Source organism: Klebsiella sp. 1SOBk10mer, from assembly GCF_046602535.1.
Classification (GTDB): domain Bacteria; phylum Pseudomonadota; class Gammaproteobacteria; order Enterobacterales; family Enterobacteriaceae; genus Klebsiella; species Klebsiella quasipneumoniae.
In genome coordinates this window covers 275,148-288,555 of record NZ_JBKIUP010000004.1, presented here as the reverse complement: position 1 = coordinate 288,555, position 13,408 = coordinate 275,148, and the positions used below count along the sequence as shown (strand labels likewise).

Annotated in this window: 12 protein-coding genes; 5 read left to right on the top strand and 7 right to left on the bottom strand. The window is 59.9% G+C overall.

The window, feature by feature from the left end; genetic code table 11:
- Positions 1 to 58 precede the first annotated feature (58 nt).
- Together ACLH1I_RS13770 and ACLH1I_RS13765 are read left to right on the top strand one after the other, a co-directional pair.
- Complete coding sequence (locus ACLH1I_RS13770; protein WP_048295413.1) at positions 59 to 610, top strand: fimbrial protein; 552 nt, start codon at positions 59 to 61, stop codon at positions 608 to 610.
- Between the two features lie 42 nt (positions 611 to 652).
- Entirely contained in the window at positions 653 to 1,342 is a 690-nt protein-coding gene (locus tag ACLH1I_RS13765; RefSeq protein ID WP_017900629.1) for a molecular chaperone, read from the top strand.
- Here ACLH1I_RS13765 and ACLH1I_RS13760 read toward each other — a convergent pair.
- The 5 genes from ACLH1I_RS13760 to ACLH1I_RS13740 all read right to left on the bottom strand — a co-directional run bounded on the left by ACLH1I_RS13760 (position 1,339) and on the right by ACLH1I_RS13740 (position 8,691).
- A complete protein-coding gene (locus ACLH1I_RS13760; RefSeq protein WP_017900628.1) occupies positions 1,339 to 2,433 on the bottom strand; it encodes a fimbrial protein in 1,095 nt (364 codons plus the stop codon). The genes ACLH1I_RS13765 and ACLH1I_RS13760 overlap by 4 nt on opposite strands.
- Positions 2,434 to 2,440: 7 nt before the next feature.
- A complete protein-coding gene (locus ACLH1I_RS13755; RefSeq protein WP_151629065.1) occupies positions 2,441 to 4,996 on the bottom strand; it encodes a fimbria/pilus outer membrane usher protein in 2,556 nt (851 codons plus the stop codon).
- A gap of 39 nt (positions 4,997 to 5,035) precedes the next feature.
- Positions 5,036 to 5,695: a molecular chaperone gene (locus ACLH1I_RS13750; RefSeq protein WP_151385347.1), complete on the bottom strand. Its 660-nt coding sequence runs from the start codon at positions 5,693 to 5,695 to the stop codon at positions 5,036 to 5,038.
- Between the two features lie 194 nt (positions 5,696 to 5,889).
- Positions 5,890 to 6,471 carry a fimbrial protein gene (locus tag ACLH1I_RS13745; RefSeq protein WP_048334308.1) on the bottom strand — a complete coding sequence of 194 codons (582 nt, stop codon included), beginning with the start codon at positions 6,469 to 6,471 and terminating at the stop codon, positions 5,890 to 5,892.
- 699 nt (positions 6,472 to 7,170) lie between these two features.
- Entirely contained in the window at positions 7,171 to 8,691 is a 1,521-nt protein-coding gene (locus ACLH1I_RS13740) for an aldehyde dehydrogenase family protein (protein ID WP_004205728.1), read from the bottom strand.
- Positions 8,692 to 8,954: 263 nt separating this feature from the next.
- Here ACLH1I_RS13740 and ACLH1I_RS13735 point away from each other — a divergent pair, with 263 nt between their 5' ends.
- On the top strand, positions 8,955 to 10,742 hold the full coding sequence (locus tag ACLH1I_RS13735; RefSeq protein ID WP_004205727.1) for a sigma-54-dependent Fis family transcriptional regulator: 1,788 nt from the start codon (positions 8,955 to 8,957) through the stop codon (positions 10,740 to 10,742).
- A gap of 2 nt (positions 10,743 to 10,744) precedes the next feature.
- Here the strand turns inward: ACLH1I_RS13735 and ACLH1I_RS13730 are convergent, their stop codons facing one another.
- Both ACLH1I_RS13730 and ACLH1I_RS13725 read right to left on the bottom strand, forming a co-directional pair.
- Positions 10,745 to 11,341, bottom strand: coding sequence for an undecaprenyl-diphosphatase (locus ACLH1I_RS13730; protein ID WP_004205726.1), 597 nt, complete (start codon positions 11,339 to 11,341; stop codon positions 10,745 to 10,747).
- 59 nt (positions 11,342 to 11,400) lie between these two features.
- Complete coding sequence (locus ACLH1I_RS13725) at positions 11,401 to 12,318, bottom strand: LysR family transcriptional regulator (RefSeq protein ID WP_151385348.1); 918 nt, start codon at positions 12,316 to 12,318, stop codon at positions 11,401 to 11,403.
- A 103-nt stretch (positions 12,319 to 12,421) separates the two neighbouring features.
- Here ACLH1I_RS13725 and ACLH1I_RS13720 point away from each other — a divergent pair, with 103 nt between their 5' ends.
- Positions 12,422 to 13,027, top strand: a complete 606-nt coding sequence (locus ACLH1I_RS13720) for an FMN-dependent NADH-azoreductase (protein WP_004205724.1) — start codon at positions 12,422 to 12,424, stop codon at positions 13,025 to 13,027.
- Between the two features lie 74 nt (positions 13,028 to 13,101).
- Positions 13,102 to 13,401, top strand: coding sequence for an ArsR/SmtB family transcription factor (locus ACLH1I_RS13715; protein ID WP_049115872.1), 300 nt, complete (start codon positions 13,102 to 13,104; stop codon positions 13,399 to 13,401).
- Positions 13,402 to 13,408 lie beyond the last annotated feature (7 nt).

Genomic DNA, 13,408 nt, shown 5'->3' with positions numbered 1-13,408 from the left:
ACGCGGCAGAATTCATGCTCTGGCGATCTGTTTTATCGGCAATACAGAAGGAAAGAAAATGAAATTAATCTCGCTGTGTCTGGCGACATTGGTTGCCGGATTGGTTGCCGGCCCGGTTGGCGCGGCAGACGGCACGCTGAACTTTATCGGTAAGGTTGTGAACGGGGCATGCAAGCTTGAGGGAGCGGGCGACAACGGGGTCATCAACGTCAGCATGGGCGACATTCCGCTGTCGCGGCTGAAAAACAGTCAGTCTGGCACCGGGCCGGCGGTAGGTGTCGATATTCGCGTCAAAGATTGTGAGAAAGGCACCTACTATATTGTGGTGGATGGCCCCACCCCCACCGGCATGCCTGAACATCGCGTACTGGCCCTCGACGGCCGCGGCAAGCCGGCCGGCAACGTAGGAATTCTGCTCACCGACCGTACAGGCACTCCGCTCAGCCTCGATGAACGCATCGATCCGCAACACGATCCCCGCATTGAGATCCCGGTGGACGGCGGCTCCGGCACCTTCAGGCTCAAAGCTTTCTACTACACCTGGGATAAAGCCCACATGGATCCTGGCGACGGCAACGCGACGGCCCGGTTTACCATTATGCAGGAATAGCTTTCCGGTCAGGGATGAAACGTCGACGTAAAGGAAGCGATCATGAAAACTCAGGTGGCTGTTTTGCTCAGCGCATTGGCCTTTCAGGCCTGCGCCGGGATAACCATTAATGCCTCACGGGTGATCTATTCAGGAAAAGACAAAGTCGCCAGCCTGAATATCAATAACCGCAGCAGCACCCCCTATAAAGTGCAGATCTGGCTGGATGCCGGGCTCAATGCCTCGCGCGTCGGCCTGCCGATGGTGGCGACGCCGCCGCTGGTCTATTTATCGCCGCAGCAATCCGCCCAACTGCGCTTTATCTATCTCGGCAGCGGGCTGCCCGACGATCGGGAAAGCCTGTTCTGGGTCAATATCCAGGAGACGCCGCCGACCGCCGGCGACAATCATACGCTGCAATTTGTCGTCCGCACCCGTCTGAAGCTGTTTTATCGTCCACCCGCCATCGCCACCACCCTCGTCAAAGAGGTGCAAAAGCTGCAGTGGCAGCAGAGCGGCAATAACCTGCGCTTGACGAACTCAGGCCCTCTGCATATCACCCTGGTCAACGGAGCGCTGATCGATAATAAAGGCCACCTCTCGCCGATGAGAAACGTGATGCTCCGGCCCTACAGCAGCCATACCGTAATGACCACCGACAGCGCTCGCCTGTACCAGTTGAACTATATCGACGACTACGGCGCGGTAGTGCCGATCCCGCTGCAGGGCAGTCTGCCCCCGGGGCCAGGCTAGTTATACTCCAGGGCGAAGGTCACCATGCTGTTGGCCGTGCCCGCCGCCACAGTGGCGTCGGTTTGCACATACTGCGCGTTAAAATTGATAGCCTCGGCGGTCCCGGCGCTGGCGCCGGTTACCCTTTTCAGGATCGGCAGATTGCTGGCCTCATTGATCTTAACGCTGGTGCCGTCGGGCACCGCCGCGCCGGGGTTATTGCCGTAGGTCAGCTTCACACCGACGCCGCTGGCGCTGTTGCTGACCTGGCTCAGCGCCAGGGTATCGCTCTCCACGCTCACGCCGAAAAAGCCGATGCGCACGTCGGTCGGCGTCGGACAGAACACCGGGATCGAAAAGCGCTTCGCCTGGCCGCCGGTGCTCCCTTTACCGTGAAACTCCGCCCGGTTTACCGTGCCCAGAGTGACCTGGATCGACGACGTCGTCACCTGACAGCTACCGCTGCTGCCGATGTCCACGTTCAGGGCAGCCATATCGATACTGACCGGCGCGCTGGCGACATAGCCGGCGCTGCCGCTGGCCTGCTGCTCAATGGTCATCTCCCCCACCTGCGGCAGCGACGGCGAGTTAGTATGCGTCCCGTCCGCCAGCTGCACCGTCCCGGTTTTATAGAAGGTCACCGCGATCCTGACCGTGGTTTGCTGCTGCGTCATCAGCGCCGGGAGCATCGCGCTGTCGCACACCACCACCGACTCGCCGCCCGCGGAGTGGCTGCCGTCGATAGCGCGCATCGGGCCGCCGGCGCACTGAAAGCTGAGCGAATACCCGATGCCGTCGATGGCGCTGGGGTAGACGTGCTGTCCATTAATCACCACCGGTGCGCCGCCGGTTTTCAGCTGCTTATAGACGATGCGTTTGGCGCTCGCCGTCGGCAGCTGCAGGTCGCAGGAAAAGGGGATCCCGCTGCCGTTATCCGCCATCGCGCTGGTCATCTGGGTATTGACCGGCAGCGTGGGTAAATACTTGATATTGGGGATATTGACCGTGGTCTGACCGATATTCGCGCGGCAGGTTTCCGCCCGCAGGCCGGGAAGATAACCGCTCAGCGTCAGCAGAAAGAGGAAAGGAAGTAGACGAAAAACAGATTTCATAGCCGCCTCAGCGTGTCTGGCACAGTCCGGAGACGGTTTTCACCGTGTTCAGACTCTGCTGTGGGTTATCCGGAAGATGAAAATGCAGCCTGCAGCTCTGCGACTGGTTGTTCACGACCCAGCTCACCGCCAGGGTCCCCTCCTGCGGTACACCGCTGAGGTACACCTGGCCGCCGTCAGCCACCATGCCGCCCGGCGCATTGCCGCTCTCCTCCGCCGTGACCAATTGCGCGCTGGCGCCAAACGGTAACGGCCCCTGGGCATTGCGCAGGGTAAACAGCACCCGGTTGCCAATGTGGGTCCGGTAGTTGGCCATCACCACCGCGCCGCCGCTGGGGATCACCGTCTGCCCCTGCTGGTCGACGTCGGTATCATCCGCCATCGACTCCGTGTCGAGGGTAATGACATTTTTCCGATAGGCGGTGAGGGACGGCACCACGGCATAGCCGCGCCAGTCGGTGTGCACATTGTTGCCGTTTTGTACCGCCACCCCGGCGGCCCCCGGCGCGCGGACGATGGCGAAGCTCTCGCCCACCGTCTGGCCGAAAGTGACCCCGTGCGGATGCGCGACCACCGAGCCGGCGCCTCCCCAGGTCAGCTGGTTGCTGGCGGCGTCATGGCGATAGCCAAGCTGGGCGTTGCCGAAGCCGCCGTGGTAGTCGAGAGCAGCGCTGCTATTGCTGCCTCGTCCCTGATTGCCATAGCCCTGCTGAACCGAGTAGAACAGGTTCGGCCGCGACGGCACCGCGCCATACAGCGACACCTGCTGCGAGGTATAGCCATTGCTGTCCGAGGTGGTGTTGTAGCTCACCGCGCTGTCGGACAGCGGACCACCCAGCGGAATATTGATATTGAAAGACCAGGAGCGATCATTTTTTTGCTGACCGCTGGCGCGGGTGTAGTAATAGCCCACGCCCCAGGAGATCCCTTTCCAGGCGCTGTAGAACCCGAGATGCACCGTCTCATCCCGACTCTGCCGGTGCCAGTATTCCTGCGACCAGGCGGAAACCGCCAGACTGCCCAGACCGCCGAGGCGTTGTGACACCGACACTTCCTCCCGGCGGCGCCGGTTGTCCACCTGCCCCTGCGCGCTTTCGACGGCGCTGGCTTCGGCAAAATCGTAATAGCCGCTGGAGGAGTAGCGATAGCTGGCGAGGCTGAACGTGGTGCCCGAGCTGACGAAATCTTTCTGATACTGAGCGCGCAGCGAATGGCCCGCATAGCGCTTGCCCGACGGCGTACGGGTGACGGCCTGGGTGACGTCGCCTCCCAGCGAACCGAACTCGCCAAAGCCGCGGCCCAGGCCCAGCGCCCACGACTGATAGTCCTGGGCCAGCTGCGTGCCGCCGTAGAGGGTAAATCCCGCCGACAGACCATAGAACAGGGTGCCCTGCAGGAATTCCGGCGAGCGCACCGAATCCGCCCCGGAGTGGTAGCGACCGGCGCTGAGGCTGAATTTGCCGCGCCCTTCGCGCAGCATATACGGCACGGCGGAATAGGGCTGGGTAAAGGTGCGCACCGAACCATTGCTCTCGGTCACCTTCACCTCCAGATCGCCGCTCTGCGAGGTGGGATAAAGATCGCTGATGGCGAACGCCCCCGGCGACACGAAGGTTTCGTAGATCACATACCCGTGCTGGGAGACGGTCACTTTGGCATTGCTGTGCGCCACGCCGCGGATGGTAGGGGCAAAGCCGCGCTGGCTGTCCGGGAGCATCTCATCGTCAGACATCAGTTGGACGCCGCGAAACGGAATGCTGTCAAACACATCGCCGGTGGTGTAAGTATCGCCGATCCGCAGCAGACTCTTCAGCGAGCGGACGTCGCGCTGCAGCCAGGTGCTCTGTGAATCCCAGTGCCGGCGCTGCTGGTCGTACTGCATTGAGGAGACATTGCGCAGCCGCCAGGCGCCCAGGTTCACGCCGCTGCGTAAATTGAGATAGTTTGAGCGGCTGCTCTCCCCTTCATCGGCATTCTTTATTTGCGCGCCGGAAAAATAGTAATCGACAAACGCGGCCGGCACGCCATCGTCCCAGCGCGAGGGATCGACATAGCCGCGGCTTTGCACGTTCATCGCCGCCTGAGGAATGCTCAGCGTCAGGCGCTGGTTAGCGAAGGTGAAGCGGCTGCTGGCGTCGGGAATAAACTTCTCGATCCGGGTGAAGGTCTCACCCTCATGCAGCGTTTGAAAAGCCGGAAACGCGCTGACGTTGACCCCATAATCCGCCAGCTGCCCGGGCGTCAGCACCGGCTGCAGCTGCCCGCCATCGTCAACAAAGGTGATATCGGCCTGGCCCAGCTCCTGGTCGTTAACCACCACGGTGACAGGATAAGTGCCCGGCTGCTGCCCGCCGGGTTTGGCGAAGTAGTGCAGATCGGAGGTTTGCTGCTGCGGGTCGGCAAACTCCAGCGCCGCCGGATCAAAATAGTCGTCGGCCAGCGCCCTGCTCAGCGGGCTGAGACAGCACATCATCGTCGGCAGCGTCGCCAGCGCCAGCGCCCGTCCGGCGGTGACGGGCAACGCGGCATACTCCCGCACCCTGGCTGTTGTTATTCTTTTCATGCTGGCGCCGTCCGGTAAGCTCATCACAAAGGGGAATTACTACTGGGCGTAATCGCTGACGCCGCCGTAGTCGTTAATCGCCCGCCATTTGACGGTGCCGTGCCCGCTCACCGGCCACGTTTTCTCGCCAAAGGGGGCGACCATGCCAGGCTCGTCGATTGCCTTCCCGCCCACTTCGACGGCGTAAAAAGAGACAAAATAGGGAGTGGGGTTTGCCACCGTCAGATGACCGCCGGACTGGCTAAACTTCAGCTGCTGCCAGGCTTTAGCCGGGTCGCCCACCAGGCCGTTGGGGCGATAAAAGATTTTGAATTTCGACTTAATATTGACCTGCAGCTTGTTCACCTCGCCCTTGGGCGTCGGGGCGATACTTTTGACGTTCAGCCAGTAGACCGATTCACGGTCGCTGGGCAGCGAGGCGCCAATAAAGTTAATGCGCAGGACGTTATTTTGCTCCGGATCGAGACGGAATAAGGGCGGCGTAACAATAAAGGGCACCCTGGCCTTATCGCTTTCCGCGTAATTTTCCACCCACGACTGCACCAGATAGGGCGTATGGGTATCGGCATTAGTGACTGAAATAGCGGCTTCACGCTTCCCTTCCTGATAAATCACACGGGTTCCACCCATGACAATACCGGCCTGCGCTGCCGTGGAGCACAGCAGAAAGGCCGCAACGGCAATTATTTTCTTCATCATGACTTACCATCAGGTAAAGGTTGAACAAACAATAAAATAAAGCAGGGAATATCAGAGCCAGTACCCGTCGGGATAATTAGCAAAAACAACTATACCGTCACGAATATAGTCCGTGACTTTATGACAATTATCACTTTAGCTATCTGCAATTAATCAGGACGCAGTGGACTGACTCTGAATAGCGCGCAATATGATTAGTTATAAATCATATTGAAATTAGCCGTACCGTTGGCATCGCCTGCCGTCACCGCACCGGTGGAGATATAGTCGGCGAAAAACTTGAGGTCGGCAGTGCCGGTGCCGGCAGTCGCGCCCGCAACGACATTTTTGGCTTGAGACGCTTTGCCGAGGCTGACCGCCGTAGACTTGTCATCTTCATACAGCTTGATCGCCACGCCAGCGGCGCCGCCGGTGGTCGCCAGCAGCGTGTTATCCGACTGATCGCGCGCGCCGTCAAACAGCACTGCAACATTTTTTACGCTGGCGGGGCAATCTTTCACACTGATATGGAAAGGGGTTTTGGTGGTTTCAAAACCTGTGCTGGTAAAATAGGTGCTGGCCCATTTGCCCAGATCCACCGTCTGGCTGGTGGATGCGCTGTCGATATTGCAGGAGCTGTCGGTGATTGATCCATTGAAGATAACCTGTCCGCCGGTACCCTGGGTACCCGCTTTGGAGCCTGGGTTAACGTTAATGGTTGGCGTAGTAACAGAAATTGCAGCGCCAGAAACCAACGCTCCCATGAGAATTGCCATAATACGAAGTTGCGTTTTCATTATTTATCTCATCGTTAACGAATATATTTTCCCGTCATCGACAATAGCCCCATGGCTATCGCGAAACGGCTCGTCCGTTCCTCCCTGTAAATGTTCATTACGTTCCTTCCGCAGGATAATCGGCACACGTCCTTTGACTCCGCTTTATTTCGCCGAAAGGTGGCCATGAATAACAAGCAGAAGAAAAAGAGTTATTTTGATGTGCAAAATAAATATATTACCCGATGTAAAAAAAGGCAACCTGATGAAATGTTACATACAGGTTAATGACTATACTCGCCATAAAGTTATTTTTTGAAATGGCATTTCGATGTTAATTTACATATCTATACAAAAGAAAATTAAATACTTCTCAACAACAACACGCCAATTTTATTAACAAATTTAAAGGTAATTGCTCAAAAAAGCGTCTTGTTTTATTGTGCTCAAACCCGGCGCCACGAAAAAATTAGGAATTTTCCTGGTATTAATCTTCATCATTTCTACACAAATTAGGGCAAAGCGCTCCCGATCCGCGCTGTAATTTCTTGTTCTGGAAGTATTTTTATTTTCAAATGAAAGCTATTACTTCATTAACCTAAATGTATTGCCGTTATCCGCCACCGTAACCACTCCCTCTCACAGGGTTATTTTGACGCAAAAAAAATCCGCAACCCGAACGGATTGCGGACTGGGGATCAATCAGAAATAAGATGGGCTTCAGAACAGGCCCAGCGGCGCGGTGCCGTAGCTCACCAGCAGGTTTTTGGTTTGCTGATAGGCATCCAGCGCCATCTTGTGCGTTTCCCGGCCGACGCCGGACTGTTTATAGCCGCCGAACGCCGCATGCGCCGGATAGACATGATAGCAGTTGGTCCATACGCGACCCGCTTTTATGCCGCGGCCCATGCGATAGGCGAGGTTGGTATCGCGCGTCCACACCCCAGCGCCGAGGCCAAACTGGGTCTCATTGGCGATAGCCAGCGCTTCCGCTTCGTCTTTAAAGGTGGTCACCCCGATCACCGGCCCAAAGATCTCCTCCTGGAAGGAGCGCATATCGTTGCGGCCTTTAATTAGCGTGGGCTGAATATAAAAACCATTATCCAGCGCCGGCGCGATAGCCGCCCGCTCGCCGCCGGTGAGGATTTGGCCGCCCTCTTCCCGGGCAATCTGAATATAGGAGAGGATCTTGTCAAACTGCTGGCGGGAAGCCTGGGCACCGATCATGGTGTCGGTATCTAACGGATCGCCGCGGCGGATCTGCGCCACCTTCTCCATGACCCGCGCCATAAAGGGCTCATAGATGGATTCATGGATCAGCGCCCGCGACGGGCAGGTACAGACCTCACCCTGGTTGAAGAAGCCGAGCACCAGCCCCTCCACCGCCTTCTCAATAAACTCCTCTTCTCCCTCCATCACATCGGCGAAGTAGATATTGGGCGATTTGCCCCCCAGCTCGACGGTGCAGGGGATAATATTCTCCGCCGCGCAGGCGAGAATATGTCGCCCGACCGGCGTGGAGCCGGTAAACGCCAGCTTGGCGATACGCTTGCTGGTGGCCAGCGCCTCGCCCGCCTCTTTGCCGAAGCCCTGCACCACGTTCAGCACCCCCGCCGGGAACAGATCGCCGATCAGCTCCAGCAGCAGGGTAATACTCAGCGGCGTCTGTTCCGCCGGCTTGAGCACCACGCAGTTACCCGCCGCCAGGGCCGGGGCCAGCTTCCACGCGGCCATCAGCAGCGGGAAGTTCCACGGGATAATCTGACCGACCACCCCCAGCGGTTCATGGAAATGGTAGGCCACCGTGGTTTCGTCAATTTCGGCAGTGCTTCCCTCCTGGGCGCGCAGGCAGCCGGCGAAGTAGCGAAAGTGATCCACCGCCAGCGGCAGGTCGGCATTCAGCGTTTCGCGGATCGGTTTTCCGTTATCCCAGCTCTCCGCCACCGCCAGATATTCCAGATGCTGTTCAATACGATCGGCGACCTGCAGCAGCAGCCGGGAGCGCTGCTGCACTGAGGTTTTGCCCCACGCCGGCGCCGCACGGTGGGCGGCGTCGAGGGCGAAGTCAATGTCTCTGGCATCCGACCGGGGAAACTGCGCAATGTTGCTGCCGTCTACCGGGGAGGTATTCATAAAGAATTCACCGCTCAGCGGCTCGACAAATTTACCGTCAATAAAGTTGCCGTAAGCGGATTTAAATGAAACCAGGGCGCCGGGCTGGCCAGGGTGTGCATAACGCATCGCAAATCTCCTTCTGTAGGGTTGAGACGCAGCGGCATATTGATTTTTTAAACTTGCCGCCGAACGCTTCTCACTTTGCAGGGGTTATGCCAGTTTTTTATTTACTTTAAATCTTTTTATTTATTAATAGGTTGCCTTCACTAACTGGGCAGATGGTCAGCCACTGTTGCACGGGTTTCCACTTATGTGTTGCAAATCGCAACACCAAATAAACCAAATAGCTACAATATTGCAACACAGCAACATCGACCCAGAGGTGCCCTGTGCCAGGCAATCCCTTTCTTCTCGCACCAGAGGTTAACGCCAATCCCCTGCTGAGCGATTCATGGTCTCGCTGCCAGCGCTACGGTCTGGATCCCGCTACCGAGGATTTTCCCCGCCTCGACGCCGGCGAGCTGGCGGATCGACTCGCCAGCCACCGCAGCCTGCAGCAGCTGGCGCAGCCGGTGGTGGAAGCCCTGTCGCGCCAGGTGGCGGACCTGCAGTCGGTGGTGATCCTCTCCGACCCCGGCGGTCTGGTGCTGCACACCGTCGGCGATACCCAGGCGATGCAAAAGGCGCAGCGCGTGGCGCTGGCGCCGGGCAATCTGTGGAGCGAAAGCGGGCGTGGGACCAACGCCATCGGCACCGCGCTGGCGATTGACGACGGCTGCGAAATCGATGGCCGTCAGCACTTTCTCACCCGCAACCAGAATCTGTACTGCGCGGCGATGCCGCTCCAGCGGCCGGACGGAAGTATCGCCGGCGTGCTGGATATCTCCGGCCCGGCGGATTTTCCCCACCAGCATACCTTTGGCTGGGTGAAAGCAGCGGCAAAGCAGATTGAGTATCTGTGGGTGAAGCAGAGCCTGCATCCTGAGCAGTGGCTGATGAGCCTGCACCGGCAGGTGGACAAGCTCGACAGCGTCGAGGAGCTGCTGCTGGTCTTTTCCGATAACGTCCTCACCGCCGGCAACCGGCTGGCGATGCGCGAGTTCGGCCTGAGCGCGGCGCAGTTTGGCCAGCTCACCTTTGCGTCGCTCTTTCCGACGCTGACGCAAACGGCGGTCAGCGTTCCCCTGCCGCTGACCACCCCGCAGGGTCGCTATCACTATCGCCTGCGCGAGCCCACCCGTCGCCGGGTGGCGGTGAGCGCCCCGCCGGCCATGCAGCTCCCCTTCACCAGCCCGCGGGAAGGCGAAAAGCTGCTCCGGCTGCTTAACGCCGGCATCGCGCTCTGTATTGAGGGGGAAACCGGCAGCGGCAAAGAGTATGTCAGCCGCACGCTGCACCAGCACAGCCGCTGGCGCAGCGGTAAATTCGTCGCCATTAACTGCGCCGCCATCCCGGAATCGCTGATCGAGTCCGAGCTTTTCGGCTACCAGCCGGGGGCGTTTACCGGCGCCAGTAAAAATGGCTATATCGGCAAAATCCGCGAAGCCGAGGGCGGGGTGCTGTTTCTTGATGAGATCGGCGATATGCCGCTGGCGCTGCAGACCCGCCTTCTGCGGGTACTGCAGGAGAAAGAGGTTGCCCCGCTGGGCGCCAGCCGCAGCGTGCCGGTGAACTTCGCCTTGATCTGCGCCACGCACCGCAACCTGACCCAGCGGGTCAGTGCCGGCGAATTCCGCGAAGATCTACTGTGGCGCCTGCGGGAGTATGCCCTGGCGCTGCCTCCGCTGCGCGAGTGGCCAGCGCTGGAAACCTTTATCGCCACCCTGTGGCGCGACCTGGGCGGCGCTTCGCGCCGGGTGACGCTGTCCACCGCGCTGCTGACCCACCTCAGCCAGCTGCCGTGGCCGGGAAACGTACGCCAGCTGCAGAGCGTCCTGAAGGTGATGCTGGCCCTCGCCGATGAGGGCGACACATTAACGCCCGATGCGCTGCCGGAGACATATCGCACCGCGCCTGCGCCGCTGCCGCGCGGGGGATTGCAGGCCCATGACGAGCAGTTGATTGTCGATACCCTCGCCAGAGTCAACGGCAACGTCAGCCGGGCGGCGCAGATGTTGGGCATCGCCCGCAGCACGTTATACCGTCGCGCCGCCCGTGCCGGACGGCCACGCCGCTGAGACTATGGCGTAAAGCGCGCCGGCAGCCAGGAGAACATCCGCCGGCTGACGGCCTCGCACAGCAGCACCAGTCGTGGGCCGACCGCCTGCCAGACTCGCTTCGCCACGATGACCCCACCGACGGCGACCAGGGCCGCGCCCACCATATCCAGCGGAAAATGCACCCCAAGATAGATCCGCGACCAGGCCACCGGCAGCGCGGCCAGCAGCATCAGCAGGCCAAGCGCCCGCAGGCGCAGCGACAGCAGCGCAAACGCAGCACTGAACATTACCGTACCGTGATCGCTGGGAAAGCTGTTATCCGCCGGATGGCTTATCCAGGTATGGCCGAGGGGGATCATAAACGGCCGCGGATGGAACCAGAGCGTCCCGCACACCATCCCCAGCCCGAGGGAAATGATCACGGCCAGGGTCATAAACAGCGCCTGACGATGTCCCTCACGGCCACCGAGAAACCACAGGCCGAGCGCGATCGTCGGCATCATAAACACAATGCCATTGGCGCAAAAACTGGCCAGCGACAGCAGGCCATCCGCGGCGCCAGGCTGCGCGTTAAGCGCGAAAAAAACAGATTGATTCAGGGTTTCCAGGGCGTTCATGGCGATAGCTCTCAGTCGTCATCTTTCTGTCATTATCGCCCAGACGCCTTAAGATACCCTTAAGCGCTGGGCGGTGTGCTTTTAGCAAGGCGCAGTCCTTCCCGCAGGGCATCGATCGCCACCTGCGTTTTTTGCGGCAGCCACGGCCCTTCCGGCCACACCGCGTGGATAGCGAAACGCACACGGTCGCTGGGCGCCAGAACCTGCTGCAGCGTCCCGTCGGCGAGCGCCTGCGCCACCAGCCAGTCCGGCAGCCAGGCGATGCCCATTCCCTGCTGCGCCGCGGCGGCGATGGCGGCAAAGTCATCCTGCACCAGCCACGCCTCCGGGGTGAAGCGCACTTCGCCCTGCTGCGGGTCGTAAAGTTGCCATTTTTGCAGCTGACCGTTATGCAGATAGCCGAGGGTGCGGTGCTCGCTCAGCCCGGCGATGGTCTGCGGCGCCGGCTGGCGGCGCAGGTACTCCGCCGCCGCGCACAGCACCATGCCATGCTCCCCCAGCGCCCGCGCCCGTAGCGACCCGGTATCGGCCAGGCTCCCGATACGCACCGCGAGATCAAACCCCTCTTCCAGCAAATTGACCTGCCGGTCGCTGTAGTGGAGCTCGAGCTTCAGCAGTGGATAGCGCTGACTCAGGCGGAACAGCAGCGGCGCCACGCAGCGCTGGCCAAACAGCACCGGCAGCGAAATCCGCAGCCGTCCCTGCACCTCGCCTTTGCCGCGCTGCAGCGCTTCTTCGGCCTCGCGAATGCGACCCAGCGCCTCCCGACACTGGTGATAAAATTGCTCTCCCTCTTCCGTCAGCAGTTGCCTGCGGGTGGTGCGCTGGAATAGCGCCACGCCGAGACGCGCCTCCAGCCGGGCAATGGTTTTCCCCACCGCCGATCGCGTGACGTGGAGGATCGTCGCCGCGCTGGCAAAGTTACCGCTCTCGACCACCGTGACAAACACCGGGATCGCGTTCAGATCGTCGCGCACAGATTGGTTCCTTATGGGATACAATAGCGGAAAATAATGTCACTCCAGAGAGAAAAAAGACAGTGTTAGTCTCTGCCTCTACCCTTTACCTGAGGCACTTACCATGGCTAACGTTCTGGTATTAAAATCCAGCATTAATGGCGAAACATCCCTGACCAATCAGCTGATTAACGAATTTCTCGCGGCGCGCCAGGCGGCGGGTCACCCCGATCGGATCCGCGAACACGATCTCAGCGCCATGGCGCTGCCGACGCTGGATGGCGCGCTGTTCGCCGCCCTGCGCGGGGCGGCGGATCCGCAGCCGGCCATCCGCGCGGCGGTTGCGCTCTCTGACCAGCTTATCGCCGAGTTAAAAGCCAGCGACCTGCTGGTGATCGGCGCCCCGATGTATAACCTCAACGTCCCGACCGACCTGAAGAAATGGTTCGACCTCGTGGCGCGGGCGCGGGAAACCTTTCGCTACACCGACAGCTGGCCGCAGGGGCTGGTCGAGGGCGTCCGGGCGGTGGTCGTCAGCAGCCGCGGCGGTATTCACCAGGGCGAAAGCACCGACGCCGTCACCCCCTATCTGCGCGCGGTGCTGGGGCTGATGGGGATCCATGAGGTGGAGTTTATCTATGCCGAAGGGCTGGATAACCGCCCGCACGGTCGCGACGCCGGGATCGCCAGCGCCCGTGCGCAGATAGCCGATCTCGCCGTTCCGGCCTGAGTCACGGGAAAATGTGCTGGCGCTGGCGGTCTTTTTATTTTAGAGTTATCTAAATTTAGAAAAAGCTAAAATACATGACCACACCTGAAGATCTGCAGGCCCGCGCCGGAGAAGCCGCCACGCTAATGAAAGCGATGAGCAATCCTCACCGATTGCTGATCCTGTGCATGCTGTGCGACGCGCCGCGGGCCAGCGCCGGTGAACTCGCCCGCGCCACCGGCCTGAGCCCTTCCGCCACCTCGCAGCATCTCGCGCGGATGCGTGACGAGGGGCTGATCGACAGCGAACGCGACGCTCAGCGTATTCACTATTTCATCACCCATCCTGCAGTACAGCAGGTGATCAACACGCTGAAAACGCTCTATTGCCCGTGAGGAGCCT

Excerpts from the sequence above, each read along its gene's own strand:
- ACLH1I_RS13770 (WP_048295413.1), top strand. The coding sequence starts at position 59 with ATGAAATTAATCTCGCTGTGTCTGGCGACATTGGTTGCCGGATTGGTT.
- ACLH1I_RS13765 (WP_017900629.1), top strand. The coding sequence starts at position 653 with ATGAAAACTCAGGTGGCTGTTTTGCTCAGCGCATTGGCCTTTCAGGCC.
- ACLH1I_RS13760 (WP_017900628.1), bottom strand. The coding sequence starts at position 2,433 with ATGAAATCTGTTTTTCGTCTACTTCCTTTCCTCTTTCTGCTGACGCTG.
- ACLH1I_RS13755 (WP_151629065.1), bottom strand. The coding sequence starts at position 4,996 with ATGAAAAGAATAACAACAGCCAGGGTGCGGGAGTATGCCGCGTTGCCC.
- ACLH1I_RS13750 (WP_151385347.1), bottom strand. The coding sequence starts at position 5,695 with ATGATGAAGAAAATAATTGCCGTTGCGGCCTTTCTGCTGTGCTCCACG.
- ACLH1I_RS13745 (WP_048334308.1), bottom strand. The coding sequence starts at position 6,471 with ATGAAAACGCAACTTCGTATTATGGCAATTCTCATGGGAGCGTTGGTT.
- ACLH1I_RS13740 (WP_004205728.1), bottom strand. The coding sequence starts at position 8,691 with ATGCGTTATGCACACCCTGGCCAGCCCGGCGCCCTGGTTTCATTTAAA.
- ACLH1I_RS13730 (WP_004205726.1), bottom strand. The coding sequence starts at position 11,341 with ATGAACGCCCTGGAAACCCTGAATCAATCTGTTTTTTTCGCGCTTAAC.
- ACLH1I_RS13720 (WP_004205724.1), top strand. The coding sequence starts at position 12,422 with ATGGCTAACGTTCTGGTATTAAAATCCAGCATTAATGGCGAAACATCC.
- ACLH1I_RS13715 (WP_049115872.1), top strand. The coding sequence starts at position 13,102 with ATGACCACACCTGAAGATCTGCAGGCCCGCGCCGGAGAAGCCGCCACG.